This window comes from Streptomyces flavofungini (assembly GCF_030388665.1).
In the GTDB taxonomy this organism is placed as follows: Bacteria; Actinomycetota; Actinomycetes; order Streptomycetales; family Streptomycetaceae; genus Streptomyces; species Streptomyces flavofungini_A.
In genome coordinates this window covers 4,395,486-4,422,451 of the sequence record NZ_CP128846.1, presented here as the reverse complement: position 1 = coordinate 4,422,451, position 26,966 = coordinate 4,395,486, and the positions used below count along the sequence as shown (strand labels likewise).

Annotated in this window: 25 protein-coding genes and 1 pseudogene; 17 read left to right on the top strand and 9 right to left on the bottom strand. The window is 71.3% G+C overall.

The window, feature by feature from the left end; translation table 11 throughout:
* The first annotated feature begins 107 nt into the window (after positions 1-107).
* The 5 genes from dnaK to QUY26_RS18345 all read left to right on the top strand — a co-directional run bounded on the left by dnaK (position 108) and on the right by QUY26_RS18345 (position 5,181).
* Positions 108-1,979, top strand: a complete 1,872-nt coding sequence (dnaK, locus tag QUY26_RS18365) for a molecular chaperone DnaK (RefSeq protein ID WP_289948004.1) — start codon at positions 108-110, stop codon at positions 1,977-1,979.
* Positions 1,979-2,719, top strand: coding sequence for a nucleotide exchange factor GrpE (gene grpE, locus QUY26_RS18360; RefSeq protein ID WP_289948003.1), 741 nt, complete (start codon positions 1,979-1,981; stop codon positions 2,717-2,719). Before dnaK ends, grpE begins: the two co-directional genes overlap by 1 nt.
* Before the next feature lie 84 nt (positions 2,720-2,803).
* Positions 2,804-4,000 (top strand): molecular chaperone DnaJ, encoded by a 1,197-nt coding sequence (gene dnaJ / locus QUY26_RS18355; protein ID WP_289948001.1) that lies wholly within the window; start codon positions 2,804-2,806, stop codon positions 3,998-4,000.
* A gap of 4 nt (positions 4,001-4,004) precedes the next feature.
* Positions 4,005-4,460, top strand: a complete 456-nt coding sequence (locus tag QUY26_RS18350; protein WP_289947999.1) for a heat shock protein transcriptional repressor HspR — start codon at positions 4,005-4,007, stop codon at positions 4,458-4,460.
* Positions 4,461-4,662: 202 nt separating this feature from the next.
* Positions 4,663-5,181 carry a hypothetical protein gene (locus tag QUY26_RS18345; RefSeq protein WP_289947997.1) on the top strand — a complete coding sequence of 173 codons (519 nt, stop codon included), beginning with the start codon at positions 4,663-4,665 and terminating at the stop codon, positions 5,179-5,181.
* Between the two features lie 306 nt (positions 5,182-5,487).
* Here the strand turns inward: QUY26_RS18345 and QUY26_RS18340 are convergent.
* Together QUY26_RS18340 and QUY26_RS18335 are read right to left on the bottom strand one after the other, a co-directional pair.
* A pseudogene (locus QUY26_RS18340) lies at positions 5,488-5,793 on the bottom strand (response regulator transcription factor); the annotation flags it as partial.
* Between the two features lie 10 nt (positions 5,794-5,803).
* Positions 5,804-6,883 carry a LuxR C-terminal-related transcriptional regulator gene (locus tag QUY26_RS18335; protein WP_289947995.1) on the bottom strand — a complete coding sequence of 360 codons (1,080 nt, stop codon included), beginning with the start codon at positions 6,881-6,883 and terminating at the stop codon, positions 5,804-5,806.
* Between the two features lie 343 nt (positions 6,884-7,226).
* On the opposite strand from QUY26_RS18335, the gene QUY26_RS18330 reads away from it, so the two are divergent.
* The 3 genes from QUY26_RS18330 (at position 7,227) to QUY26_RS18320 (ending at position 9,730) form a co-directional block, all read left to right on the top strand.
* Positions 7,227-8,207 carry an MBL fold metallo-hydrolase gene (locus QUY26_RS18330; RefSeq protein WP_289947994.1) on the top strand — a complete coding sequence of 327 codons (981 nt, stop codon included), beginning with the start codon at positions 7,227-7,229 and terminating at the stop codon, positions 8,205-8,207.
* A 312-nt stretch (positions 8,208-8,519) separates the two neighbouring features.
* Positions 8,520-9,194 carry an MmyB family transcriptional regulator gene (locus tag QUY26_RS18325; RefSeq protein ID WP_289947992.1) on the top strand — a complete coding sequence of 225 codons (675 nt, stop codon included), beginning with the start codon at positions 8,520-8,522 and terminating at the stop codon, positions 9,192-9,194.
* Positions 9,191-9,730, top strand: a complete 540-nt coding sequence (locus tag QUY26_RS18320) for a hypothetical protein (protein WP_289947991.1) — start codon at positions 9,191-9,193, stop codon at positions 9,728-9,730. Before QUY26_RS18325 ends, QUY26_RS18320 begins: the two co-directional genes overlap by 4 nt.
* Positions 9,731-9,762: 32 nt before the next feature.
* On the opposite strand, the gene QUY26_RS18315 is transcribed toward QUY26_RS18320, so the two are convergent.
* The 4 genes from QUY26_RS18315 to QUY26_RS18300 are packed head-to-tail and all read right to left on the bottom strand — an operon-like array spanning position 9,763 to position 13,786.
* Complete coding sequence (locus QUY26_RS18315) at positions 9,763-10,734, bottom strand: helix-turn-helix transcriptional regulator (protein ID WP_289947983.1); 972 nt, start codon at positions 10,732-10,734, stop codon at positions 9,763-9,765.
* A gap of 57 nt (positions 10,735-10,791) precedes the next feature.
* Positions 10,792-11,766 (bottom strand): helix-turn-helix transcriptional regulator, encoded by a 975-nt coding sequence (locus QUY26_RS18310; protein WP_289947981.1) that lies wholly within the window; start codon positions 11,764-11,766, stop codon positions 10,792-10,794.
* 53 nt (positions 11,767-11,819) lie between these two features.
* Positions 11,820-12,800, bottom strand: coding sequence for a helix-turn-helix transcriptional regulator (locus tag QUY26_RS18305; RefSeq protein WP_289947979.1), 981 nt, complete (start codon positions 12,798-12,800; stop codon positions 11,820-11,822).
* On the bottom strand, positions 12,797-13,786 hold the full coding sequence (locus QUY26_RS18300) for a helix-turn-helix transcriptional regulator (RefSeq protein ID WP_289947977.1): 990 nt from the start codon (positions 13,784-13,786) through the stop codon (positions 12,797-12,799). The genes QUY26_RS18305 and QUY26_RS18300 overlap by 4 nt, the downstream gene beginning before the upstream one ends.
* Before the next feature lie 346 nt (positions 13,787-14,132).
* Here QUY26_RS18300 and QUY26_RS18295 point away from each other — a divergent pair, with 346 nt between their 5' ends.
* A complete protein-coding gene (locus tag QUY26_RS18295; RefSeq protein WP_289947976.1) occupies positions 14,133-14,504 on the top strand; it encodes a hypothetical protein in 372 nt (123 codons plus the stop codon).
* Between the two features lie 205 nt (positions 14,505-14,709).
* Here the strand turns inward: QUY26_RS18295 and QUY26_RS18290 are convergent, their stop codons facing one another.
* A complete protein-coding gene (locus QUY26_RS18290) occupies positions 14,710-15,144 on the bottom strand; it encodes a pyridoxamine 5'-phosphate oxidase family protein (protein ID WP_289947973.1) in 435 nt (144 codons plus the stop codon).
* Positions 15,145-15,295: 151 nt separating this feature from the next.
* Here QUY26_RS18290 and clpB point away from each other — a divergent pair, with 151 nt between their 5' ends.
* Positions 15,296-17,923: an ATP-dependent chaperone ClpB gene (gene clpB / locus QUY26_RS18285; protein WP_289947972.1), complete on the top strand. Its 2,628-nt coding sequence runs from the start codon at positions 15,296-15,298 to the stop codon at positions 17,921-17,923.
* A gap of 93 nt (positions 17,924-18,016) precedes the next feature.
* A complete protein-coding gene (locus tag QUY26_RS18280; RefSeq protein WP_289947970.1) occupies positions 18,017-18,556 on the top strand; it encodes a YbjN domain-containing protein in 540 nt (179 codons plus the stop codon).
* Positions 18,557-18,577: 21 nt separating this feature from the next.
* On the opposite strand, the gene QUY26_RS18275 is transcribed toward QUY26_RS18280, so the two are convergent.
* Together QUY26_RS18275 and QUY26_RS18270 are read right to left on the bottom strand one after the other, a co-directional pair.
* Positions 18,578-19,771, bottom strand: a complete 1,194-nt coding sequence (locus QUY26_RS18275) for a glycosyltransferase family 39 protein (protein ID WP_289947968.1) — start codon at positions 19,769-19,771, stop codon at positions 18,578-18,580.
* A 69-nt stretch (positions 19,772-19,840) separates the two neighbouring features.
* A complete protein-coding gene (locus QUY26_RS18270) occupies positions 19,841-21,124 on the bottom strand; it encodes a pyridoxal phosphate-dependent aminotransferase (RefSeq protein ID WP_289947966.1) in 1,284 nt (427 codons plus the stop codon).
* Positions 21,125-21,306: 182 nt separating this feature from the next.
* Here QUY26_RS18270 and QUY26_RS18265 point away from each other — a divergent pair, with 182 nt between their 5' ends.
* The 6 genes from QUY26_RS18265 (at position 21,307) to pyrE (ending at position 26,814) form a co-directional block, all read left to right on the top strand.
* A complete protein-coding gene (locus QUY26_RS18265; RefSeq protein ID WP_289947965.1) occupies positions 21,307-21,564 on the top strand; it encodes a hypothetical protein in 258 nt (85 codons plus the stop codon).
* A 447-nt stretch (positions 21,565-22,011) separates the two neighbouring features.
* On the top strand, positions 22,012-22,533 hold the full coding sequence (locus QUY26_RS18260; RefSeq protein WP_289947964.1) for a DUF2617 family protein: 522 nt from the start codon (positions 22,012-22,014) through the stop codon (positions 22,531-22,533).
* A 228-nt stretch (positions 22,534-22,761) separates the two neighbouring features.
* Positions 22,762-24,351 (top strand): polyamine aminopropyltransferase, encoded by a 1,590-nt coding sequence (locus QUY26_RS18255; RefSeq protein WP_289947963.1) that lies wholly within the window; start codon positions 22,762-22,764, stop codon positions 24,349-24,351.
* Between the two features lie 70 nt (positions 24,352-24,421).
* Positions 24,422-25,363 (top strand): SRPBCC domain-containing protein, encoded by a 942-nt coding sequence (locus tag QUY26_RS18250; RefSeq protein WP_289947962.1) that lies wholly within the window; start codon positions 24,422-24,424, stop codon positions 25,361-25,363.
* An 85-nt stretch (positions 25,364-25,448) separates the two neighbouring features.
* The gene (locus QUY26_RS18245) at positions 25,449-26,252 is read left to right on the top strand and encodes an aldose 1-epimerase (RefSeq protein ID WP_289947961.1); all 804 of its coding nucleotides are present in this window, start codon (positions 25,449-25,451) and stop codon (positions 26,250-26,252) included.
* Positions 26,253-26,262: 10 nt separating this feature from the next.
* On the top strand, positions 26,263-26,814 hold the full coding sequence (gene pyrE, locus QUY26_RS18240; protein ID WP_289947960.1) for an orotate phosphoribosyltransferase: 552 nt from the start codon (positions 26,263-26,265) through the stop codon (positions 26,812-26,814).
* The last annotated feature ends 152 nt before the right edge of the window (positions 26,815-26,966 follow it).

Below are 26,966 nucleotides of genomic sequence, written 5' to 3'. Positions count from 1 at the left end.
GCGGAAGATAAGAGTTGAGTCGCCCCGGCTCAGGTCTGTTGACTCGGGGCAACCCCTGATGCATCCTTGAGCCAGTTCCACTCAAGAAGTTATCTGGAGGCATTGAAATGGCACGTGCGGTCGGCATCGACCTGGGCACGACTAACTCCGTCGTCAGCGTTCTGGAGGGCGGCGAGCCCACCGTCATCACCAACGCCGAGGGTGCCAGGACCACGCCGTCCGTCGTCGCCTTCGCGAAGAACGGTGAAGTGCTGGTCGGCGAGGTTGCGAAGCGCCAGGCAGTCACCAACGTCGACAGGACCATCCGCTCCGTCAAGCGCCACATGGGCACTGACTGGAAGGTCGGCATCGACGACAAGAACTTCAACCCGCAGCAGATCAGCGCGTTCATCCTGCAGAAGCTGAAGCGCGACGCCGAGTCGTACCTGGGCGAGAAGGTCACGGACGCCGTGATCACCGTCCCGGCGTACTTCAACGACTCCGAGCGCCAGGCCACCAAGGAGGCCGGCGAGATCGCGGGCCTGAACGTCCTGCGCATCGTGAACGAGCCGACCGCGGCCGCCCTGGCCTACGGCCTCGACAAGGACGACCAGACGATCCTCGTCTTCGACCTCGGTGGCGGCACCTTCGACGTGTCCCTCCTGGAGATCGGCGACGGCGTCGTCGAGGTGAAGGCCACCAACGGCGACAACCACCTCGGTGGCGACGACTGGGACCAGCGCGTCGTCGACTACCTGGTCAAGCAGTTCAACAACGGCCACGGCGTGGACCTCTCCAAGGACAAGATGGCGCTCCAGCGCCTGCGCGAGGCCGCCGAGAAGGCGAAGATCGAGCTGTCCTCCTCCACGGAGACCACGATCAACCTGCCGTACATCACGGCGTCCGCCGAGGGCCCCCTGCACCTGGACGAGAAGCTCACCCGCGCCCAGTTCCAGCAGCTCACGTCCGACCTCCTGGAGCGCTGCAAGACGCCGTTCCACAACGTCATCAAGGACGCGGGCATCCAGCTCTCCGAGATCGACCACGTCGTCCTCGTCGGTGGCTCCACCCGCATGCCCGCCGTCGCCGAGCTCGTCAAGGAGCTGACCGGCGGCAAGGACGCCAACAAGGGCGTGAACCCGGACGAGGTCGTCGCCATCGGCGCCGCCCTCCAGGCCGGTGTCCTCAAGGGCGAGGTCAAGGACGTCCTGCTCCTCGACGTCACCCCGCTGTCCCTCGGCATCGAGACCAAGGGCGGCATCATGACCAAGCTGATCGAGCGCAACACCACGATCCCGACGAAGCGCTCCGAGATCTTCACGACGGCGGAGGACAACCAGCCGTCCGTGCAGATCCAGGTCTACCAGGGCGAGCGCGAGATCGCGGCGTACAACAAGAAGCTCGGCATGTTCGAGCTGACCGGTCTGCCCCCGGCGCCCCGCGGCGTCCCGCAGATCGAGGTCGCCTTCGACATCGACGCCAACGGCATCATGCACGTGACCGCGAAGGACCTCGGCACGGGCAAGGAGCAGAAGATGACCGTCACCGGTGGCTCCTCGCTGCCGAAGGACGAGGTCAACCGGATGCGCGAAGAGGCCGAGAAGTACGCCGAGGAGGACCAGTCGCGCCGCGAGGCCGCCGAGACCCGCAACCAGGGCGAGCAGCTGGTCTACCAGACCGAGAAGTTCCTCAAGGACAACGAGGACAAGGTCCCCGGCGACGTCAAGACCGAGGTCGAGGAAGCCGTCGGCGAGCTGAAGGAGAAGCTCAAGGGCGAGGACACGGCCGAGATCCGCACGGCCGCCGAGAAGGTCGCCGCCGTCTCCCAGAAGCTGGGCCAGGCCATGTACGCCGACGCCCAGGCCGCGCAGGCCGCGGGCGGCCCCGAGGGTGCCGCTCCGGGTGCCGAGGCCCCGAACATGTCCAAGGAAGACGACGTCGTGGACGCCGAGATCGTCGACGACGAGAAGCCCGGTGACGCGAAGGGCGGCGCTGCCTGATGACGGAGGAGACCCCGGGCTTCGGCGAGAACGCCGAGCAGCCCGACGTCCCCTCCGGCGCCACCCCTGAAGAGAAGGCGCCGCAGGCCGACGGGCCCTCCACCGAGGAGGGCCCGGCGGCCCCGGCCGGGGACGCAAGCCAGATCGCGGGCCTGACCGCCCAGCTGGACCAGGTCCGCACCGCGCTCACCGAGCGCACCGCGGATCTCCAGCGGCTGCAGGCCGAGTATCAGAACTACCGCCGCCGGGTGGAGCGGGACAAGGTGACGGTCAAGGAGATCGCCGCGGCGAACCTCCTGACGGAACTGCTCCCCACGCTCGACGACATCGGCCGGGCGAGGGAACACGGCGAACTCGTCGGCGGCTTCAAGTCCGTCGCCGAGGCGCTGGAGACCGTCGTCGCCAAGATGGGTCTGCAGCAGTTCGGCAAGGAGGGCGAGCCCTTCGACCCGACGATCCACGAAGCGCTGATGCACAGCTACGCACCGGACGTCACGGAGACGACGTGCGTCGCGATCCTCCAGCCGGGGTATCGCATCGGCGAGCGCGTCGTGCGCCCCGCGCGCGTGGCGGTGGCCGAGCCGCAGCCCGGCGCGCAGACGGTGAAGCCGGAGACGGCGGAGTCCGGCGCGGCCGAGGGCGACGACAGCGCGTCCGCGGACGTGGAGGGCAAGGCCGACGGCGCCGCGGACACCACGGACGCCAAGGGCAAGGAGAGCGGTGGCCCGGACGAGGGCTGACGCCGACACGGACGGCGGCTTCGGCGCCGAGGGCGACCTCGGCGCCGGGGCCCGCCGGATGACAGGGAAGGAGGGACGTCGGGGATGAGCACCAAGGACTTCATCGAGAAGGACTACTACAAGGTCCTCGGCGTCCCCAAGGACGCCACCGAAGCCGAGATCAAGAAGGCGTACCGGAAGCTGGCTCGCGAGAACCACCCGGACGCCAACAAGGGCAACGCCAAGGCCGAGGAGCGCTTCAAGGAGATCTCCGAGGCGAACGACGTCCTCGGCGACCCCAAGAAGCGCAAGGAGTACGACGAGGCCCGCGCGCTCTTCGGCAACGGCGGAGGATTCAGGCCGGGCCCCGGAGGCCCCGGCGGCGGATCGTTCAACTTCGACCTGGGCGACCTCTTCGGAGGCGGCGCCCCTGGTGGGGGCGGGACGACGGGCGCCGGCGGATTCGGGGGCGGCCTCGGTGACGTCTTCGGGGGCTTGTTCAACCGCGGCGGCGCGACCGCGGGCACGCGGACCCAGCCGCGCCGCGGCCAGGACATCGAGTCCGAGGTCACGCTGAGCTTCACGGAGGCGGTGGACGGCGCGACGGTTCCGCTGCGCATGTCCTCCCAGGCCCCGTGCAAGGCCTGCTCGGGCACGGGCGACAAGAACGGCACCCCGCGCGTCTGCCCGACGTGCGTGGGCACGGGACAGGTCTCGCGCGGCGGCGGTGGCGGCTTCTCGCTGACCGACCCGTGCGTGGACTGCAAGGGCCGCGGCCTGATCGCGCAGGACCCCTGCGAGGTCTGCCACGGCAGCGGCCGCGCCAAGTCCTCGCGGACCATGCAGGTCCGCATCCCGCCGGGCGTCAGCGACGGCCAGCGCATCCGCCTGCGCGGCAAGGGCGCCCCGGGCGAGCGCGGCGGCCCCGCCGGTGATCTGTACGTGGTCGTCCACGTGGACGCCCACCCGGTCTTCGGCCGCAAGGGCGACAACCTGACGGTGACCGTGCCGGTGACGTACGCGGAAGCGGCGCTCGGCGGCGAGGTCAAGGTGCCGACGCTCGGCGGCCCGCCCGTCACCCTGAAGCTGCCCCCCGGCACGCCCAACGGCCGCACCATGCGCGCCCGCGGCAAGGGCGCGGTCCGCAAGGACGGCACCCGAGGGGACCTCCTGGTGACCGTCGAGGTCGCCGTGCCGACCCAGCTGACGCCCGCGGCGCAGGAAGCGCTGGAGGCGTACCGGAAGGCGACTGCGGACACCGATCCGCGGGCAGAACTGTTCAAGGCCGCGAAGGGAGCGTGACCTCATGGAGCGGGACGGCCGCCGACGCAACCCGTATCAACTGACGGACGAGACCCCGGTGTACGTCATCTCGGTGGCGGCCCAGCTCTCCGGCCTGCACCCGCAGACCCTCAGGCAGTACGACCGCCTGGGCCTGGTCTCGCCCGACCGCACCGCGGGCCGGGGCCGCAGGTACTCCGCCCGCGACATCGAACTGCTGCGCACCGTCCAGCAGTTGTCGCAGGAAGAGGGCATCAACCTCGCGGGCATCAAGCGCATCATCGAGCTGGAGAACCAGGTCGCGGCGCTGCAGTCCCGGGTGGCCGAGCTGTCGGCGGCCGTCGAGGGCGCCACGGCGGCGATGCAGCAGCGCGAGGCCGCGGTGCACGCCTCCTACCGCCGTGACCTCGTGCCGTACCAGGACGTCCAGCAGACCAGCGCGCTCGTGGTGTGGCGGCCGAAGAGGTCGCCGGAGGCGTGACGCGCGCCGGCGTGCGCACCGTGCTCTGTCGGGGCCGGGAGCTCCCTCGGGAACTCCCGGCCCTCTCGCGTGCCTCCTTATAGTGGGCAGAGCGCGGCGCGAGGACCGCGGGCCGGGCGCGGGGCGCCCCTGACCAGCCCGTCTCACCCGACCGCGCGATCGAATCAAGCGCTGTGCTCGGCACAGGGGGAGCTGGAAGACCATGGCCATGGTGGGGCTGTTCTGGATCGCCGAGGGCGATGTGTACGTGGGTTCGAAACCGGCCGGGCTCGCCCCCGGTGTGCGCCTGACGCCCGAGGGCATCGCCGGCATCGGGCACGGCCAGTCCGGCCTGTGGCTGTGGGACGACGTCCAGGAGCTCACCGTCGAGGACGTGCCCGTGCGCTCCCTCAAGCGGCAGGTGGGCGCCGTCGTCGACATGGCGCTCACGATGGGCCTCGGCGGCGGTGACGACGCGCCGACGATGACGGTGTGCGTCGCAACGGCCGACGAGGAGATCGAGTTGACGGCGTACGTCGCCGCGGCCGCGGGCTACTCCCAGAAGGAGTACGACCTCTCGCGCGCCCTGCTCGCCCGCCTCACCGAGGGCGCCGCCACGCTCATGACCACGCTGGCCGCGATGGCCGCGTGGGGCCGCGCGCACGAGGGCGGCTCGCCCCGCAGGGACGAGCGGGAGCGACTGCTGCAGGAGTGGGCCGACGACAACGCGGCCCACGCCTGAGCAGCCCGCCCGGGCTGCCCGTGGGACGGGGCGCTCACTCCCCCCGAAGTGCGAGCGCCCCGGTCGGCCACGGGGCGTAGCCGGACCGGGGCAACCCCTTAGGGAAGCGTGACCCTGCGGGGGGAGACCACGACAGAGTCACTCGGCTGCGGGAAGCGGTCGGTTCCAGTACCTGAGAGGGCTCTGGCCGCTCCCTGCCGCCGTCACCACGATGCAACGGCCCGCCCACGCTCCGCTACCGTCAACTTGTTGCGGTGCAAGGGGCGGAGGTGGGTGCAAGTGGCAGCAAATACGGACGATCGTGATTCACATGGGGTGTCCGGGTCGCAGGATTCCTGAGCGACTGATGAGGAATCCGAGTTGCGTGCGGTTGCTGCTGCCCAAGGTGCTGGTGAGCTTCGCGATGCGGACGCGTACGGTCCGCACGTTCATGCCGAGCCGGTCGGCGATCTCGGCGTCCGTCAGGCCCTCGACGAGGAGTTCGGCGATGGCCCGCTGCCGGGCGGTGACGCCGTCCCTGGCGGGCTGCGGCGCCGCCGGGTGCGGGAACATCGGCGTGGCGAGGCGCCACAGCCTCTCGAAGAGCGCGACCAGACAGCCGACGACGGCGGGCGCGGGGCGCCTACTGGTGGTGCTCGACCAGGCCCGAGCGGCCGATGAGATAGCCGAGTTGGGTGCGGCTGCGGCTGCCGAGGAGGGTGGCGAGCCTGGCCACGTGCAGCCGGACCGTGCGGACGTTCATGTCCAGGTGCCGGGCGACCTCCGCGTCGGTGTGGCCCTCGGTGAGGAGGTGCGCGATGGCGCGCTGGACGTCGCTGACGTCCTGTGTGGGCGGGGGCGGGTTCTCGTCGCGGTACAGGGGCGTGGCCAGGCGCCACAGGATGTCGAAGGCCGTCGAGAGATAGCTGACGAGGGCGGTGGAGCGCAGCTCGAAGGCGACCGAGCCGTCCTCGACGGCGGGGATGAAGGCGACGTCCCGGTCGAAGACGAGGAGGCAGGGCGGGAGTTCGTCGAGCGCGCGGACCTCACGGCCGGTGGGCCGCGCGGGTCCGGGCTGCCGCAGTCCGGGCAGCGCGTCGTCGGCCGTGCGCGGCAGCGAGAGCACCCGCACGCGCCCGCCGCGCTCGGCGAACTCCGCGAGGCGCCAGGGCTCGTTGTGCGGAAGGAGCCGCGGCCTGGAGTCGGCGGGCTGGATGCCGAGGATCTCCTCGGACGCGGCGGCCATCGCCTGCCGGACGGCGAGCCGGATGCGCGGGACGCCCTTGAGCACGGTGACCGGCGACGCCGCGGGGGCCGGTGCCCGGTCGGCGCCGAGCCGCAGGAACGGCTCGAAGGAGGCGGCGAGCCGGGTCGCCCGGCCGCGCTGGCGGGCGACGCGGCCCTCGATGTCCTCCAGGAGCCGGGGGAGGGCGACCGCGGCCGGGGTGGGGCGCAGCCAGCCGGCGTCGTCGGGGTCGGGGTGGAGGAGCCCGGTGTCGATGAGGCACGGGGTCGCGGCGGCGGCTTTGGCGGGAACCCGGCGTTCCTGAAGGGCGCGCAGGTACAGCGCCCGGCCTGCCTCGCACACGTCCACGGGCTCGTGCGGCACGTGGTGGCGGGCGGCGGGCTCCCCGGTCGGGGCGGGCCCGGTCAGCCGGATCCCGGCCGTGTGCTGCGGCCCGCCGCGGAGGGTGGGGGCTGCCTGCGTCGCTACGTCCTGCACATGCTCCCCCTGCTCGGATTGCAGTGTTCGCGCGAATGACGGAGGCCGCGGGCGGGTGTCACCGACGAGCCGTCACCCGCGGGCGGGGACCCGCGAGTTGTGAGCCTGGGCCGTCATCCTTCGTGAGCTGTCATCCTTCGTGTCTCGTCATCCTTGTCAACGAGACAACTGATATCAATGGCGGGTTTATCTCCTGCGATGACGAACCAATAATTCAAAATTAAATCAAATCTGGCTCCGTTCTGGCTCCGTTCCGACTGTGTTCCGGCTCCGTGCCGACCGAGTGCCCGGTGTGGCCATCCCCACAGCGGGGGAACCCCCGACTCCCGACGAAAATACGTCCATGGACCTTCCTGTGGACCTCACCGCCCTGAGCGGCGACGGACTGTATCTCTGGGCGCCGCGCGGCGCCGCGGGCTCCTGGGGCCTCGCCAACTGCCTGCTCATCTCCTCGGGCGACGACACCGCGCTCATCGACACCCCGTACGACGAGCGCATGACCCGCGCGCTCATCGCCGCCGCCGACCGCGCCCTGCCCGCGGGCGCCCGGGTCCGCACGATCGTCAACACCCATGCCAACGGCGACCACTGCTTCGGCAACGCCTTCTTCCCCGGCGCCGAGATCATCAGCTCCCAGGCGAGCCTCGAACGCCACTGCCGCGAGATCACCCCGCAGCAGATGCAGTACCTGGTGCACGCGAGCGAGCCCGACAACCCGCTCGGCTGGTACGCGCGCGAACGCTTCGGGGCGTACGACTACACCGGCATCACCGTGGTCCCGCCCACCGTCACCTTCAACGGCTCCTACGACTTCCACGTCGGGGACATCGAAGTGCGCCTCCTCGAAGTGGGTCCGGCGCACACGGCCGGGGACCTGGTCGCGCATCTGCCGGGGCAGGGCGTCGTGATGGCGGGCGACGTCATCTTCGAGGGCGACCACCCCGTGCACTGGGAGGGGCCGCTCGCCGAGGTCGTCCGGGCCGCGGAGGCGGTGCTCGCCCTCGACGCCGAGCACATCGTGCCCGGCCACGGGCGCGTCATCGGCCCCGACGGGGTGCGCGCGTACGTCGGCTATCTGCGGGAGCTCGAAGGGGAGATCAAGGAGCGGCACGGGCGGGGGCTCGGCGCGTACGAGGCCGCGGCGGACATCCTCGCGGCCGGATTCCACCCGCGCCTCGGGGCGCCGGAGCGGGTCGTGATGCTGACGTTCATCGAGTACCACCGCCTCGGCGGGGCCGCGGCGCCCATCGAGATGGTGGACCTGGCCACGCAGGCGGCACGCTGGGCGTACGCGGACCACCACGCCACCGTCGCGGCCCGCTGACCCCCGCGCCCCGCGCCTCCCCCCGACCCGCGCGCTACGGGGAAGAGCCCGATGATTACGATCTGTTGGTCGGTGACTCGTTTGGGCTTATGGTGCAGGCACCGCGCGCGTGGCGGCCCGTGCGCGCGGCGACGGGGAGCGGGCAGCGGGGAAGCGGGAAAGGGGGACGCAGTGGACGAGGAAGCGCTGCGTCGCATACTCAAAGAACTGCGTTCCAGAATCACACCCGCGGAAGTGGGTCTGACGCCGAAGCCGTCGGGGCGCCCCGGGCCCCGAGTTCGCGGTCTCGCACAGCCCGACATGGACATCCTCATGAATCGGTCGGTGGGCACCTACCACCGATTCGAGAGCGGGAAGATGTCGCCGCGCGACGAGTATCTGCGCGAGGTCGGCCGCATCCTGCGCATGAGCGAGGACGAGTTCACCCAGGTCTATCTGCTCAGCCTCGGCCAGCGGCCGCCGCATCCCCTCGACCCCAGGGACGGCGTCCGCATGCCCGCCGCGGCCGCGTGGCAGCGGGCCGTCTCCGGACAGCGCGAGATCTCGTACGTGAGCAACGTCCAATGGGACCTGGTCGCGTACAACCAGCCGTTCGCCGACATCTTCGAGGGCGGCATACCGCCGGAGAACACCATGCGGTGGATGGCGCTCGCCGACGAGGCCCGCGATCACATTCTCATCGACTGGGAGACCCGGTGGGCGCCGGGAATTCTCAACCAGGTCCGGCTCGCCCACATTCAGCACCCCGAGAACCGCTCCCTGGCCCAGCTGAACGAGGACGTCAAACGGGACAAGTACGCGGGCCCCATCTACGAGCGCAGCACCGAGGTCTACATCCACCCGGACGGTGATGTCCGGCCCCTGTACCACCCGCGAAAAGGCCCCGGGCAGATCACGATGGTCGTCTCGGAACCGGCGAGTTCGCCGGGGGCCCGCCACGTCGTCCTGCTCTTCGACCCGCTCGACGAGAAGCCGTCGCCGGCATGAGGCTGGGGAAGGCCGCGAGGGCCACGAAGGACGCTGATGTGCTGGACGGCTCGGGGGCGGCCGACGGCCCCGGCCCGACGAAGCCGCTGACGGCCGGCCAGGGCGGTAAGGGTGGTAAGTGCGGTCAGGGCAACCCTGCCGACCAGATCGACCAGATCGACCCGATGGGCCCGGTCGGCCGGATCGAGCCGATCGGCCCGGTCCTGGAGCGCGCCGGGCTCGCCGCGCTGCTGCACGCCATGGCCGCCGACCTCAACGGCCGCGGCTATCCCGTGACCTGGGTCGTGGACCGCCAGATGCTCGCAGGCGACTTCCCCCTCCAGGTCGTCGCCAAGGTCTCCGTGGTCCGCGTCCTCAACATCGCCCTGGACGACCGCGGCCCCGCCTGGCAGGTCAGCATGGGCCGCCCCTCGTCCGTGCGGTGGGAACAGTCCGCGGTGCTCGACCTGGGGCCGGACGGCCTGGACGCGGAGTCCGTGGTGCGGGCGGCGCTGCGGGCGTTGGGGCTGCCGTTGCAGCGGGCGGTCTATCACTAGGGCCTGCCCGAGGCCCCTCCCCGGCGGGCGGGTCAGCCGGGCGCGCGGTCGAGGATGCCCGACTTGCCGATGAGATAGCCGAGCTGGGCGCGGCTGGTGCTCTTCAGGACCGCCGAGAGCTTGGCGATGTGGACGCGGGCGGTGCGGACGTTCATGCCGAGGCGGGCTGCTATGTCGGCGTCGGTGAGGCCTTCGGTGAGGAGGGCGGCGATGGAGAGCTGGCGCGGGGTGAGGCCGTGCGGGGTGGCCTTGGGGATGGGCTGGGGCCAGCGGGGGACGGCGAGGTGCCACAGCAGATCGAAGGTCGCGACCATGTAGTCGACGACGGCCGGCTGGCGTATCTCGAGTGCGACGTCGGGGGAGTTGCCGACGGGGATGAAGGCCACGGCGCGGTCGAACACCATCATGCGGTGCGGCAGTTCGTCGAGCGTACGGACCTCCACGTCGCCCACCAGCTGCTCGTAGTGGGCGAGCGCCGGACCGGAGTAGCGCGTCGTGTGCTGGTAGAGCGTGCGCATACGGCCGCCCCGGGACAGGATGTGGTTCACCCGTGGCAGCGAGCGCACCAGCTCCTCGGCGGACCGCTTCCCTCCCGGCTGGACGGCGAGCGCCTCCGACCTCGACCGGGACACCACGCGGTCGATGGCCTCATTGATGCGGGACGTGCCCGTGTGCAGGGTCGTTCCGGACGAGTGCGCGGTACGGGCGCGCTCGCCCCCGAGGTCCATCAGCGGCGCGAAGGCGTCGGCGAGCCGCGATTCCCGCTGCCGCTGCGCGGTGATGCTCGCGTCGATGGTGTGCAGGATCCGCGGCAGGGCCACGGACGGGGCGACGGGCAGCAGCCACTGCGCGGGCTCCCCGTCCGCCTGGAGAAGGCCCAGTTCACCGAGGCAGGGCGCCTCGCGGGCGTCCTCGACGCGAATCCGCCCCGACCGCAGCGCGTGGACGTAGAGTCCCCTGCCCGCTTCGCACAACTCACCGCCCTCGTGGGGTCTGTGCTCCACCACTGCCTCCGCCGTCCCTCTCCACCCTCACCGCCGCCGCCGTCGGCCGCCCGCCGACTAGTGATTCTGGTCGAGGATGCCTGACCGACCAATGAGGTATCCGAGCTGGGCGCGGCTGGTGCTCTTCAGGATTGCCGAGAGCTTGGCGATGTGGACGCGGGCGGTGCGGACGTTCATGCCGAGGCGGGCGGCTATGTCGGCGTCGGTGAGGCCTTCGGTGAGGAGGGCGGCGATGGCTCTTTGGCGCGAGGTGATTCCGTTGTGGGCGGGCTCGTGAGCCGCTTTCGGGAACAGCGGAGTGGCCAGGCGCCACATCAAGTTGAACGTCGTGACGAAATGGGAGACCAGTGCGGGGGTGCGTATCATGAGGGCTGTCCTGCGCTCCCGGTCGCCCGGTATGAAGGCCACTTCACGGTCGAAGACGAGGAGCCGTTTCGGTAGCTCGTCGAGTGTGCGGACCTCCGCCTGGCCGCCGAGTTGCTCGTAGTAGTTCATCACCCACGGCGAATAGCGCGCTGTGTCCTGGTAGAGAGTGCGGCTGCCTCCGCCGCGGTCGATGAACGCCTTCGTGCGGCGGATTGCGTCCGTCGGATCCGTGTCGAGGCGCCGGACGCCCGGCTGGACGGTGATGAGCTCGCGGTGAGAGCTGTCCAGGGCACGGTTTATGGCCTCGTTGATAGTCAGCAGCCCGTGTAGAACGGTGATCCCGGATGTGTGCGGCGGACGCGGATGGTTGCGTTCCTGTTCTACGAAGGGCTTGAACGCCGCAGCCAGCGTGAGTTCGCGGCGGCGGAACTCCCTGATGCGGTCCGTGAGGGCGTCGAGCAGTTCAGGAAGGGCCACAGCCGGTGCAGTCGGCAACAGCCGACGATCGCCGTGTCCATCGGGCCGCAGGAGGCCCAGAGTGAGCAGACAGGGTGCCGACTGTGCGTCGTCGACGCGCACGCTGCCCTTTTCCACGGCACGGGTGTAGACGGCGATTCCCGCTTCGCACATCTCGTCCTCAGCGTGCGATCTGTGCACCACCACCACGTCGCTGCCCCTCCTCGCACCTGCCCGAAGCCCCCGCCCCAGGTGTCCGACAGCTAGTGATTCTGGTCGAGGATCCCTGACTGACCAATGAGATAGCCGAGCTGGGCGCGGCTGTTGCTGCCGAGGATCGCGGCGAGTTTCGCGATGTGTTCGCGGGCCGTGCGCACGTTCATGCCGAGGCGCGCGGCTATCTCGGTGTCGGTGAGGCCTTCCACGAGGAGTTCGGCGATGGCGTGCTGACGGGTGGTGATGCCGTTCTCGGCGGGGAGCTGGGCCGCGTGCGGGAACATCGGGGTGGCCAGTCGCCACAGTCGTTCGAAGGTGGTGATGAGGTAGTCGACGATGGCCGGTTGGCGTACTTCGAGGGCGACCGTGCGGTCCTTGCTGGCGGGGATGAAAGCCACCGAGTGGTCCAGGACCACCATGCGTTCGGTTACCTCATTGAGCGTGCGTACCTCTACGTCGCCGTCCAGTTGCTCGTAATGGGCGAGTGCGGGGAGGGAGTGACGGGTGGTGTGCTGGTAGAGGGTGCGCATGCGGCAGCCGCGGGCGAGCAGTTCCTGTTCGCGGGGCAGCGCGTCGGCCAGGACCTCGGGGGAGCGGACGCCGCCGGGCTGGACGGTGAGGACTTCGACGGTGGCGTCGGCCATGGCCCGGTCGATCGCCGCGTTGATCCGCTCGAAGCCGTCGAGGACGGTGATCTCGGGCGGCTCCCCGCCGGCCGCCTGCCGGGCGTCCAGCGCCATCAACGGCTCGAACATCGCCGTCAGGCGTTCCTCGCGCTCGCGTTGGCGGGCGATGTGGTCCTCGATGCCGCGCAGGAGCTGGGGCAGGGCCACCGCGGGCGCGGTGGGGCGCAGCCAGGCCATGTCCTCGACGTCGGGGTGCAGGAGGCCGAAGTCGATGAGGCAGGGGGCGGTGTCGGCCTCCCGGTGGCGGACGCGGCCCTCACGCAGGGCGCGGGCGTAGAGCGCCGAACCCGCGTCGCACAACTCGTCGGGGCCGTGAGGATGCGGGCGGGGTTCGGTGGTCATCTTGGTTTGTCCTGCTCGAGGATGCCGGACTGGGCGATGAGGTAGCCGAGCTGCGCGCGGCTTCCGCTGCCAAGGGCGGCGGCGATTTTGGCGATGTGGGCGCGGCAGGTGCGTACGTTCATGCCGAGGCGGCGGGCGATGGCTTCGTCCACGTGGCCTTCGATGAGGAGTCGGGCGATGGAGCGCTGGACTCCGGTGATGCCGTCGGTGGGCGGTCCGTACGGTGCCTCTTCCAGCAGCGGCGACGCGCGCTGCCAGAGCTGCTCGAAGACGTTCGCGAGGTACGTCACGAGCCCCGGGTGCCTCAGCTCCAGGGCCACTTGACCATCCTCCTGCGCCGGGATGTACGCGACGGTGCGGTCGAAGACCATCAGCCGGTCCACGAGTTCTTCGAGGGTGCGGACCTCGACCTTGCCTTGCTTCATGTACTCGGCGTAGGCGATGGTGCCCTGACTGTGTCGCGCCGTGTGTTGGTAGAGCGTACGCATCGTGAGACCGCGCTCGATGATGCTGTGGCTGCGTTTGACCGCTTCCCGCAGGATCGCCTCGCTGCGTCCGCCGCCCGGCTGGACCGTCAGAATCTCCGACTGGCACTCGGCTGTGGCGAGTTTGATGGCCGCGTTGATGCGGTCGGGCCCCTCGAGGATCGTGATCGCGTGCACCATCGAGCGGTCCTGGGCGCTGATGGCCAGGAATGGCTCAAAGGTGTCGGTCAACTCAACGGCGAGAGTCCTGCGCTCCTGGATCTCCCGCTCGATGGGCCGGAGGCGCTGTGCCAGGGCCGCGGTCGGCGGCACCGGACGGAGCCACTCCGGATCATCCGGATCCGGGTGCAGTAGAGCGAACTCGACCAGGCACGGGGCCGTAGCGGCCTCGTCCCGAGTGATGCGCCCCGCGCGCAGCGCGTCAGCGTAGAGCCGCTTCCCCTCTTCACATAGCTCGGCTATGGAATGAGGATGTGCCCGAATTGGATCCTTTGTTGTCATAGCTCCACCCCCCAGGCTCCTGAACGTGCAGGAACATGATGCATCGCTCCTGTGGTGTGCGCATGGCCGAATGAGCCATCGTCTTGGGAGGCCGGGGGAAGTCGCTATGGGAAGTGAGGACGAAGCCCGCTATGTGCAAGGGAATGCTTCGCTCAGTGCTTATCGGTGCCCTTTCGGCCGGTCTGGCCATCAGTGCTCTGGCCGTTGTCGATGCGGGCCAGGACGGCGCGCGGACGTCGACGTACAACTCGGCGCCGCCGGACACCGTATGGGCGGTCGCGTCGCTCAAGGTGGCCGGGCAGAGCGATACCGTCTGGGGCTCGACTCAGGCGGGGGTTGCGTAACCATGAGCACTCCTCCCGACGACCGCACCTTCCGTCGCGAAATGGCCACCGCCTACCGCTCCGGCTGGCACTTCATCGACCTCGTCACCGCGATCCCCCACCCCGGCGACTCGTTGATGGTCACCCTGGTCGGAGAGCCCGTCGTCATCGTCCGCGACGACGACGAGGACATCCGCGCCTACCGCTGCCTGCGCCGCCCCCGCGGCGCGCCGCAGCCGGTCCGCTGCGCCGTGCGTTACGGCATGGTCTTCGTGAACCTCGACCAGCGCGACCACCAAGTGATCGACAAGCGCAAGCGCGACGCCGACCGACAGGCCGTCGAACGGCAGACCGCCTCCGCAGACCCTCTCGCAGCCACCCCCCGCAGCGCCTGACGCGATTCCCCCGTCGTTGTAAATCGCGCAGGTGCTTCCCCCAGCAGCGGCGCCACCGTGGACCTGAACACGGTGGCGCCGCTGTGGTGTGTGCCGGTACTGAGGCGCGCCCCTCGCGGCCTCGCCCCCTCGCCCCTTCGCCCCTTCGCCCCCTCGCGGCCCGCCCCCGCGGCCTCACTCCCCCCCCCGGCAGCCCCGCTCCCCCTCAGCCCGCCTTCCCCAACGCCCGCGTCACCCGTATCTCGATCACCACCCGGTCCGGGTTGGGCGACGGCACCCGCCCGTACCGCTCCTCGTACCGCCGCATCCCCTCGGCCACCCGCTCCGGCTCCGCCGACACCTCGGCCCGGCCCTCCAGGGTCGCCCAGCGCCGCCCCGCCACCTGGCAGACCGCGACCCGCGCGCCGGGACCGGCCGGCCCGGTCGGCCCGCCCGCCCCGGACCCCGCGAGGACGTGGGCCACCTTCCTGCTGGACCTGTTCGCGAGGACCCGGGCCAGGCCCGCCTCCGGGTCGAAGGTCACGCCGACCGGGACGACGTGCGGGGTGCCGTCCGGGCGCAGGGTCGTCAGGGTGCACAGATGCCGCTCCCGCCAGAAGCTGAGGTAGGCGGCGGGCGGGTCGCCCAGGTCGATGCTCATGGGCAGGAAACCTAGCCCGGCCCGGGCGGATTCCAGGCTCCGGGTTCCCCACTCGCCCTTGAGCGGAATAGACTCAACTTTATGTACGCTGTCTAAGTCAGCATGGGGCCGGGAGGCCCGAGAGACCGCGACCCAGGAGGAGAACCCGCACGTGGACGCCGAGCTGACCAACCGGAGCCGGGACGCGATCAACGCGGCCACCAGCCGGGCCGTGTCCGGCGGCAACCCCGACCTGACCCCCGCGCATCTGCTGCTTGCGCTTCTGGAGGGGCAGGACAACGAGAACATCACCGACCTGCTCGCCGCGGTGGACGCCGACCAGGCGGCCGTGCGCGCCGGGGCCGAGCGCGTCCTCGCGGGGCTGCCCAGCGTCACCGGGTCGACGGTCTCCCCGCCGGGGCCCGACCGCGAGCTGCTCGTCGTCGTCGCCGACGCGGCCCAGCGCGCCAAGGAGCTGGGCGACGATTACCTCTCCACCGAGCATCTGCTCATCGGCCTCGCCGCGAAGGGCGGCGCCGCCGGTGAGGTACTGAACCAGAACGGCGCGAGCGCGAAGAAGCTGCTCGACGCCTTCGAGACGAGCCGTGGAGGGCGTCGCGTGACCACCCCTGACCCCGAGGGGCAGTACAAGGCCCTGGAGAAGTTCGGCACGGACTTCACCGCCGCCGCCCGCGAGGGCAAGCTCGACCCGGTCATCGGGCGGGACCAGGAGATCCGGCGCGTGGTGCAGGTGCTGTCGCGGCGGACCAAGAACAACCCGGTGCTGATCGGTGAGCCCGGCGTCGGCAAGACCGCCGTCGTGGAGGGCCTCGCCCAGCGCATCGTGAAGGGGGACGTACCGGAGTCGCTGAAGAACAAGCGGTTGGTGTCCCTGGACCTCGGTGCCATGGTCGCGGGGGCCAAGTACCGGGGCGAGTTCGAGGAGCGGCTCAAGACCGTGCTCTCCGAGATCAAGGAGAGCGACGGGCAGATCATCACGTTCATCGACGAGCTGCACACGGTCGTCGGGGCGGGGGCCGGCGGGGATTCGGCCATGGACGCCGGGAACATGCTCAAGCCGATGCTGGCGCGCGGTGAGCTGCGGATGGTCGGCGCCACCACCCTGGACGAGTACCGGGAGCGGATCGAGAAGGACCCCGCCCTGGAGCGCCGGTTCCAGCAGGTGCTCGTCGCCGAGCCGAGCGTCGAGGACTCCATCGCGATCCTGCGCGGGCTCAAGGGGCGGTACGAGGCCCATCACAAGGTCCAGATCGCCGACAGCGCGCTGGTCGCCGCCGCCACGCTCTCCGACCGGTACATCACCTCCCGGTTCCTGCCGGACAAGGCCATCGACCTGGTGGACGAGGCGGCGTCCCGGCTGCGGATGGAGATCGACTCCTCGCCGGTCGAGATCGACGAGCTGCAGCGCGCCGTCGACCGGCTGCGGATGGAGGAGCTGGCGCTCAGCAAGGAGACGGACCCGGCGAGCAAGCAGCGTCTTGAGAAGCTGCGGCGCGACCTCGCCGACAAGGAGGAGGAGCTGCGCGGGCTCACCGCCCGCTGGGAGAAGGAGAAGCAGTCCCTCAACCGCGTCGGTGAGCTGAAGGAGAAGCTCGACGAGCTGCGCGGGCAGGCCGAGCGGGCGCAGCGCGACGGCGACTTCGACACCGCGTCCAAGCTGCTCTACGGCGAGATCCCCGCCCTGGAGCGGGACCTGGAGGCCGCATCGGAGGCCGAGGAGGAGAAGGCCGCCGAGCCCGACACCATGGTCAAGGAGGAGGTCGGGCCCGACGACATCGCCGATGTCGTGGCCGCCTGGACCGGCATCCCGGCGGGCCGGCTCCTGGAGGGCGAGACGCAGAAGCTGCTGCGCATGGAGGGCGAGCTGGGCAAGCGCCTCATCGGGCAGACCGAGGCCGTGCAGGCGGTCTCCGACGCCGTGCGGCGCACCCGCGCCGGGATCGCCGACCCCGACCGCCCCACCGGCTCGTTCCTGTTCCTCGGCCCGACCGGCGTCGGCAAGACCGAGCTGGCCAAGGCCCTCGCCGACTTCCTCTTCGACGACGAGCGGGCCATGGTCCGCATCGACATGAGTGAGTACGGGGAGAAGCACAGCGTCGCCAGGCTGGTCGGCGCTCCGCCCGGGTACGTCGGGTACGAGGAGGGCGGTCAGCTCACCGAGGCCGTGCGCAGGCGTCCGTACTCGGTGGTGCTGCTCGACGAGGTCGAGAAGGCGCACCCGGAGGTCTTCGACGTGCTGCTCCAGGTCCTCGACGACGGCCGTCTCACCGACGGGCAGGGGCGGACGGTCGACTTCCGCAACACCATCCTGATCCTCACCTCCAACCTCGGCAGCCAGTACCTGGTCGAGCCCCTGACCAGCGAGGAGGAGAAGAAGCAGCAGGTTCTGGAGGTGGTGCGGGCCTCGTTCAAGCCCGAGTTCCTGAACCGGCTCGACGACCTCGTCGTCTTCTCCGCGCTCGGCAAGGACGAGCTGGCGCACATCGCCGAGCTGCAGATCAAGCGCCTCGCCAAGCGCCTCGCCGACCGGCGGCTCACGCTCGACGTCACGCCGGCTGCCCTGGCCTGGCTCGCGGACGAGGGCAACGACCCCGCGTACGGCGCCCGGCCGCTGCGCCGCCTGATCCAGACCTCCATCGGCGACCGGCTGGCCAAGGAGATCCTGGCGGGCGAGGTCAAGGACGGGGACACGGTCCGCGTGGACGTCTTCGGGGACGGCCTCATCGTCGGTCCCGCGGGGGCCGGGGCGGGCTCGGAGCCGACGGGGAAGTCGCTGTGAGGCGTCGTAACCGGACACATGGGCGGACGGGGGTTGCGAGCCCCCGCCCGGCATGGGAGAGGATGGCTCAATCCGTACGAAGGGAAATACACGGTGAGCATCGACCCGTCCTCGATTCCGAATTTCGGGGGCCAGCCCGAACCGCAGCAGGGCGCAGGACCGGCGGGCCCCGTCGTCCCTGACCAGGACCTGGTCAAGCAGCTCCTGGACCAGATGGAACTCAAGTACGTCGTCGACGACGAGGGAGACCTCGCGGCGCCGTGGGAGGAGTTCCGTACGTACTTCATGTTCCGGGGCGAGGAGGACCAGGCGGTCTTCTCGGTGCGGACGTTCTACGACCGGCCGCACGGCATCGAGGAGAAGCTCCAGCTCCTGGAGTCCATCGACGACTGGAACCGCCGCACGCTGTGGCCGAAGGTCTACAGCCACACCCACGACGACGGCACGGTCCGCCTCATCGGTGAGGCCCAGATGCTGATCGGCACGGGTGTCTCCCTGGAGCACTTCGTGTCGTCGACCGTCAGCTGGGTGCGCGCCGCGATCGAGTTCGACCGCTGGCTCGTCGAGCAGCTCGGCCTGGAGCAGTCCGTCGACTCCGCCGAGGGCGACGAGAAGCCCGACGGCGAGGCCTGAGGGCCCGCCGCACGGCGGTGACTACAAGGGCATGCGGGCGATCGTCACCAGATACGTCCCGTAGGCCACCGAGAGCCCGGCCAGGGCGCCGACCACCAGGAAGGCGGCCCGCGGCCGGGCTCTCGCCGTCCGCAGGACCGCGCAGGCGAGCGGGATCAGCAGCGGGAAGGCGGGCAGCAGGAAACGCGGCTTGGACTCGAAGAAGCCGGAGCCGCCGACCGTGACCAGGAGCAGCACGCCGGTGTAGACGAGCAGCGGCAGCGGCGCCCGCTCGGCCACCAGGAGCGCGTACAGGAGCACCGCCACCGCGACGATCACCAGCGTCATGGAGAAGACCAGCTTGTCGCCGTCGAGGAGCAGGTGCTTGACGAAGGCGAGCGAGCCCGCGCCGAAGTCGAAGCGCGAGCCCCAGCCGCGCTGCACCGCGAAGTAGCCGCCGAGCACGTCGCCCTTGCGGGCCCCGACCCACAGGACGTACGCCGCCCAGCCGAGCGGCGCGAGCAGCGCGCCCGTCCACAGCCTGTGGGGAACCCCGCGCCCGCGCCGCCGGACGATCTCGCAGGCCGCCGCGACGAGGACCGCGGCCGCCACCGCGAAGCCGTTCGGCCGGGCCAGGCCCGCGAGCGCCGCGAGCGTGCCCGCCCACAGCCAGCGCCCGGTGAGCAGCGCGTACAGGGACCAGGCGGCCAGGGCGGTGAGGACCGGCTCGGTGTACGCCATCGACAGGATGACGGAGTGGGGCATGAGGCCCCACAGGAGCACGAGGACGGTCGCGGTGCGGCGGTCGTACAGGCGGGCCGCGATCGCGTAGATGCCGAGGGCGGCGGTCGCGGCGGCGAGCCAGGAGATGAGCAGCCCGGCCGCGCCGTGGGACAGCGGCGTGACGGTGGTGACCGCGCGGATCAGGCCCGGGTACAGCGGGAAGAACGCCAGGTCGCTCTGGACGACGGCGGGCTCGAAGTGCAGGGTGCGGCCGTAGCCGTGCGCGGCGATGCCGGTGTACCAGCGGGAGTCCCAGGAGCGGCCGAGGAGGCGGAAGGTGTCCTGGCCGGTGGCGTGCGCCACGGCCGTCACCGCGAGCAGCCCGGTGAGGCGGGCGGCGGCGAACACACCGAGGGCGCGCACGGCCGTCGGGCCCTTGGGTTCCAGGGCGAGGCAGCGGGTGCGGGGCGGCTCGGTGAGCGGGGCCGGGACGGTGGGGCTCGGGTGGGTCACACCCGAACCCTCCGGGGTCGTGGCGGCGGGCGCGAGCCGGGTGGGTCCGTGTGGGTGGGTGCCGCGGCCCTACAGCGCCTTGAGCCGCTCCACCGCGTCCGCGAGGACCTCCGTGCGCTTGCAGAACGCGAACCGCACGAAGGGCGCGCCCGCCTCGCGGTGGTCGTAGAAGACGGCGTTGGGGATGGCGACGACACCGGCGCGCTCGGGCAGGGCGCGGCAGAACGCGAAGCCGTCGCCGCCGTGCGAACGGTCCGCGCCGAGCGGGCGGATGTCGGTGGTGACGAAGTACGTGCCCTGCGGCCGGTAGACCTCGAAGCCCGCCGCCGTCAGGCCCGCCGACAGCAGGTCCCGCTTGGCGCGCAGGTCCTCGCGGATGCCCGTGAAGTACGACTCGGGCAGCGCGAGGGCCTCCGCGACGGCGTACTGGAACGGGCCCGAGGCCACGAACGTCAGGTACTGCTTCGCCGAGCGCACCGCCGTGACCAGCTCCGGCGTGGACGTCACCCAGCCGACCTTCCAGCCCGTGAACGAGAACGTCTTGCCCGCCGAGCCGATGGTGACGGTCCGCTCCCGCATGCCGGGGAAGGAGGCGAGGGGGATGTGCGCGGGCGAGCCGGAGCCGTCGGGCGCCGGGGTGTCGGCGAAGACCAGGTGTTCGTAGACCTCGTCGGTGACCACGAGCAGGTCACGCTCGACGGCGAGTTCCGCGATCGCGGCCAGCTCCTCGCGGGTGAGGACGGTGCCCGTCGGGTTGTGCGGGGTGTTGAGGAGCAGCAGCCGGGTGCGCGGGGTGACGGCGTCGCGCAGCTCGTCCAGGTCGAGGACGAAGCGTCGGTCAGCGGCTCCGCCGCCGGGCCGCAGGGTCACGGGCACCCGGGTGCCGCCCGCGAGCGCGATCGAGGCGGCGTACGAGTCGTAGTACGGCTCCAGGGCGATGACCTCGTCGCCCGGCTCGACCAGGGCGAGCAGCGAGGCCGCGATGGCCTCGGTGGCGCCGGCCGTGACCAGGACCTCCCGGTCGGGGTCGTAGGCCAGGCCGTAGCGCCGCGACTGGTGCGCCGCGACCGCCGCGCGCAGCTCGGGCACGCCGGGGCCCGGCGGGTACTGGTTGCCGCGGCCGTCGCGCAGCGCCCGCACGGCCGCCTCCCGCACCTCCTCGGGCCCGTCCGTGTCGGGGAAGCCCTGGCCCAGGTTGATCGCCCCCGTCCGCACGGCGAGGGCGGACATCTCGGCGAAGATCGTCGTGCCGAACTCGGCGAGGCGGCGGTTGAGCAGCGGGCGGCCGCTCGCCGAGGAACCCGGGGCGCCTGAGGCGCCAGTGGTGCCGGTCGAGCCGGAAGAGGACGTCATGGCCGTCATCCTGCGCCGAACCTCTGGACTTCCTCAACTCTGCTTTGGCCGCGAATGGCCGGGGGCATCCCCTTGTCACGCAACGACGCGGGACAACAACCGCAGGGCGCGGGGCGCTTCGTGGTTCCGGGGGAACACGAGGCGCCCCGCGCATCGGGGGAACGGAAAGGTGAGTGAGGGACATGATTCTTGTCGTCCTCTTCCTTGTGCTTGTGGTGCTGCTGATCGCGGGGCTCACGATCGGGGCCGCCCGGGTGCGCGGCAGCGGGCGCCGGACCGCGTCCGGTGCGGGCGGCGGCAGCTGGTGGGCGTCCGGCAGTTCGACCAGCAGCAACAACCACAGCGGAGCCACGTCCTGCGGCGGCGGCTCGTCCTGCGGCGGTGGTTCCTCGTCCTGCGGCGGCGGCGGTGGCGGGGGTGGATGCGGCGGAGGCAGCTGACACGGGGCAGCTGGTCCACTGGGCGGAGCGTCCGCCGGGAGTCAACTCCCGGCGGGCGCTTCGTCGTTGTCGGGTGCCGGGGCGGGGGACGGATGTTGACGCGGGGGGCGGGGAAAGCGCTGCACAGGGGGTCGTCGCGGGGTGACAGGGGCCAAATGGGTCTATTGACGACCGTACCGGGACGCTTCTGGATCGTCTGAGTTTGCAGAAACGTGAACAGATGAACTGTTCGGCCCTCTAGGGGATGGAAACCCTACGAAGTTGGGTAAAAACGCTGTGGCAGTGTCGCAGTTCATGATTCCCTCTTAACCGTCACACCGCCCTCGGACGTTCTCAGCTCAACAACGATCGGGACTTCTCCGTGGGCACGAGCCGGCATTCCGACCACCTGGTGTCCGACCGGGTGCGCCGGCCCCACCTCCATTGCGTGCTTAGCGGAGCCGACCCATGCTCACGACCCTGAAGACTGTCTATACCGACACGCGCGCCGGGGACCTGGCTTGGGCCCTCGGCCGCGAGCCGTTGCCCGCCCTCGCCACGCTCGACCTCGAACTATCCGGTGCGACGGTGCAGTTGAGACTCCTCGGGGCGTCCCACCAAGTGCTCCTGGAGGAGGAGCGCGGCGGCAGCTGCTCCGAGACGGTGGCCTGCATCCCCGGCAGCAGCACCCCGCTGCCGCTCGGCGTGTCCAAGCGGGTGGGCGAGTGGGAGTACGAGTTCGCGGCCTGCGTCGAAACTCTGTCGCAGGGTCAGTTCGCGGGTCGCGCGCAGGAGTTGCTCGCCCTGGTCGCCGAGCACCCGCACGGGCTCGCCGGAGTCTTCCCCGGCATCCCGCACGCCTTCACCGCGATGCTCGCCCAGCGCCACGAAGGCTCGGTCATGTGGCGCACATGGCACGCCTATCCGCAGGACGGACAGCTGGTGGCGACCAGGACGCGCGTCGGCGTGCGGATGCCTGCGGCGCTGTGACGTGCGGGAGTCCCCCGGCGGTCGTGCGGTGACGTGTGGAGAGTCCCCCGGCGGTCGTGCGGTGACGTGCGGGGTGCCCGGGGCGACGGCGGACCCGTGTGCGCGGGCGCGACACCGATGTCACCCGCACACGCCCGACGGCCCTTTACGCGTCCTACACGTCCGCCCGGCAATCTCCACCCTTGTGGGGGACTTGGCGTAAGCGTTCGGTGACGTAGCGTTCGCTGCGTGATCGAGCCGCCCGAGCGTCTGCCCGTCACGCCCCGGACAGGCCGGTTCCTCGTCCTCGCGGGCGTGTTCGTCTGTGCCGCCTGCGGACTCGTGTACGAACTCGAACTCGTCGCCCTCGCCTCGTACTTGATCGGCGACTCCGTCACCCAGGCCTCCGTCGTGCTGTCCGTGATGGTGTTCGCGATGGGCATCGGCTCGCTGCTCGCCAAGCGGCTGCGCTGCCGGGCCGCCGCCGGATTCGGCCTCATCGAGGCGGCCCTCGCCCTCGTCGGCGGGTGCAGCGCCATGACGCTGTACGCGGCCTTCGCGTGGGCCGGGGACCGCGGCGAGATGTGGGAGGGCGGCTCGCGCTATCTCTTCGTGGCGTTCTCGCTCGCCATCGGCATCCTCATCGGCGCCGAGGTCCCCCTCCTGATGGTGCTGATCCAGCGCGTCCGGCGGCAGGACCCGGGCGGCGCGGTGGCCGACCTGTTCGCCGCGGACTACGTCGGCGCGCTCGTCGGCGGACTCGCCTTCCCCTTCCTGCTGCTGCCCTGGTTCGGGCAGCTCACCGGGGCGCTGCTCACCGGCGCCGTCAACGTCCTCGCGGGCGGGGCCCTCGTCTTCGGCCTGTTCGGCCGCGACCTGAGCGTCCGCGGCCGCTGGGTACTCCTCACCACGAACGTCACCGTGCTCGCCGTGCTCGCCTCCGCGGCCGTCCTCGTCGACGACTTCGAGCGCGCCGCCCGCCGCGCCGTCTACGGCCCCGACATCCGCGTCGCCGTCCAGACCGGCGTCCAGGAAGTCGTCCTCACCGGCGGCCACCGCGAATCCCTCGACCTCTTCCTCGACGGCAGGCTCCGCGTCAGCGGCCGCGACGAACACCGCTACCACCGGGCGCTCGTCCAGCCCGCCATGCGCGGCGGGCCGCACGCCCGCGTCCTCGTCCTCGGCGGCGGCGACGGGCTCGCCGCCCGCGAGGTCCTTCGCCACTCCGGGGTGCGCCGCGTCGACGTCGTCGAGATCGACCCCGGCGTCGTGAAGCTCGCCCGCAGCGATCCCGCGCTCAGCGAGCTCAACGGCCACGTCTTCCGGGACCGGCGGGTGCGGGTCGTGCACGCCGACGCCTTCCACTGGCTGCGCGGGCCGCACGGCCGCCGCCTCCCCTACGACGTCGTCATCGCCGACCTGCCCGACCCGGGCATCACCGCGAGCACCAAGCTCTACTCCCAGGAGTTCTACGGCCTGGTCGCCCGCGCCCTCACCGACGGCGGCCGCCTCGCCGTGCACGCCGGGCCCGTCGTCACCCGTCCCCGGACCTACTGGACCGTCGACGCCACCCTGCGCGCCGCCGGACTCACCACCACGCCCTATCGCGTGACGGGCCGTCACTCCGGCTTCGCCGCCGGGCCGGACCGGACCGCCGACGGCACCGTCAGGACCCGCGACTGGGGTTTCGTCCTCGCCGCCCGCGGCCCCGAAGGGCTGCTCGCCGCCGCCGACTCCGCCATCCTGCGGTCCGGCGCGCGCGCCGCCCAGCGCGTCCGCCCCGACCCCGGGCGGTCCATGGCGCCCTCCACCCTCGTGCATCCGCGGTACGCCGACTGACGGGTCGTCGGACCCTCGGCGCGGGCAAGTGTCGTACATCACGCGGTGGGCGTCGGTACGCTCGACTGTCATGGAGCATGAGGTGTTCGTACCGGTCCCGGAAGAGCCGCTCCGCGAGGCGCTGGCCGACCCCGAGCGGGTCGCGGGCGCCGTGCCGGGGTGGCAGCGTGCCGCCGACGCGGATTCGCCGCCGCTGTCCGGGCGGCTGCGCGCGCGGGTGGGTGGCCACACGATCACCTATCGCGGTGCCCTGCGTCTGGCCCCCCGCGCCGGAGGTGACTACTCCCTCGACGGCGAGGGCGTCGAGGTGCGCGGCGGCGGCTCCGTGAAGTTCTCCCTCATCCTGCGCCTCGCCCCCGCCGCCGAAGGCGGCACCAGCCTCACCTTCACCGGTACGGGCTCCGGCGACGGGCGCGTCGCCGAGATCGCGGAAAGTTCTCCACAGGCTGTGGAGGCGGCCGTGCGGAGGTTGCTCGCGCGGTTCGGGGAGGGGTTGGGGGCGGGGGCGTCCCCGGCTCCTGGTGATGCCGCTGATTCTGCTGATGCCACTGATGCCGCTGATCCCGTTGATGCCGCTGAGGGCTCCGGTGGGGAGCCGCGTGCGGAGTCCTCGGGCGGTGCCTCCGACGATGCCTCGGGCGACGTCCCGGACGACGTCTCCGCCGCCGCCCCGGACAGCCCTGACGGACCCGGTGATTCCGTGCCGGGGCTCGGGGGGATCTACGAGGCCGAGGTGCCGCCGCCCTCGTTGGATCCGCTCGCCGATGACTTCGACCGGGCTTCGGACCTCGGGGGCGGGGCCGCCGCGGAGGCCGCGCATGCCCGGCGGACGATGATCGGGCGCAGCGCGGAGGAGGTCGACCACGCGCCGCCGCGGGGGCGGTACGCGCCGGTGCCCGCGCCCGAGGCGATGTCCGGCGGGGTCGCCACGCTGCGGTGGGCTGCGCCCGCTGCGGCGGTCGTGGTGGCTTCGGCGATTCTCGTGGGGCGGGTGCTGCGGCGTCGGCGCTGAGGTTTCGGGGCGTCCCACGGCAACGGGGACACCCGCCCCCGGGATGGGAAAGCCCCGCAGGGGAGCGGGTCGTAAGGTCGGGGCTGTGAGTAGCGATGAGATCAGGTTGGGCGCGGGTGGCGCGGATGTGACGGTGCGGCCGGGGGACGGCTGCCGGGTCGGGAGTCTGCGGGTCGACGGGGTCGAGCTGCTGCGGCAGGGGGAGCGGTACGGCAGCTTCCCGATGGTGCCGTGGTGCGGGCGGACGAGGGAGGGAAGGTTCAAAAACGGCGACGTCCTGCACCAGCTCCCGGTGAACTCCCCGCCGCACGCCATCCACGGCACCGCCCGCGACGCCGCGTGGAAGACGGCCCGGGTCGGCGACCGCGAGGCGGTGTTCACGTACGACCTGACGGCTCCCTGGCCGTACCCGGGCAGGGTCACGCAGATCGTGGAGCTGACCGAGGACGCCCTGACGCTGAGGATGGCGATCGAGACGTACGGGGACTCCTTCCCGGCGCAGGCCGGCTGGCACCCCTGGTTCAACCGCCACCTGGCGGACGACCCCACGGACACCGAGGGCGTCCGGCTGCGCTTCGACGCCGCCTGGCAGGAGCTGCGCGGCGACGACCACCTGCCGACCGGCACCCGGATCGACCCGACCCCCGGCCCCTGGGACGACTGCTTCGGCATGCCCGACGGTGTGGACGTGACCCTGACCTGGCCGGGCCGCCTCGAACTGAAGGTGGCGAGCCGCGAACAGTGGGTCGTGGTGTACGACGAGCCCGCGGAAGCGGTGTGCGTGGAGCCGCAGACGGGCCCGCCGAACGGCCTGAACACCCTGCCGCGCCTGGTCACCCCGCTGGAGCCGCTGGAGACGTCGACCACCTGGACCTGGCGGCGCCTTTAAGCTCGTAGCCATGACGAACGACGTACGCGGCGACCTGCTGCAGCAGATCAAGGACAAGGCCGTCGTGCACGGCAAGGTGACGCTCTCCTCGGGCATCGAGGCCGACTACTACGTCGACCTGCGCCGCGTCACCCTCGACGGCGAGGCCGCCCCGCTGGTCGGCCAGGTCCTGCTGGACCTCACCGCCGACCTGGAGTTCGACGCGGTGGGCGGCCTGACGATGGGCGCCGACCCGGTGGCCGCCGCGATGCTGCACGCCGCCGCGGGCCGCGGCCGGCGCCTGGACGCCTTCGTGGTGCGCAAGGCGGCGAAGGCGCACGGGCTCCAGCGCCGGGTCGAGGGGCCGGACATCAAGGGCCGCCGGGTCCTGGTCGTCGAGGACACCTCCACCACCGGCGGCTCCCCGCTGACCGCCGTGGAGGCGGTCCGCGAGGCCGGCGCCGAGGTCGTGGCCGTGGCGACGATCGTGGACCGCGCCACCGGCGCCGACGTGAAGATCACCGAGGGCGCGGGGGTCCCGTACCTCTTCGCGTTCTCCAAGGACGAGCTCGGCCTCGACTGACCGGTACATGGCGTACGGCTGACCGGTACATGACTTACGACTGATCGGTGCATGACGTACGGCTGGAGCAATCCGGCGAGTCTGGAAAGATGGGGGCGACGACGACGTCGCCCCCCGGTCAGTCAGCACCCCGCACATCACAAGGAGCGGAC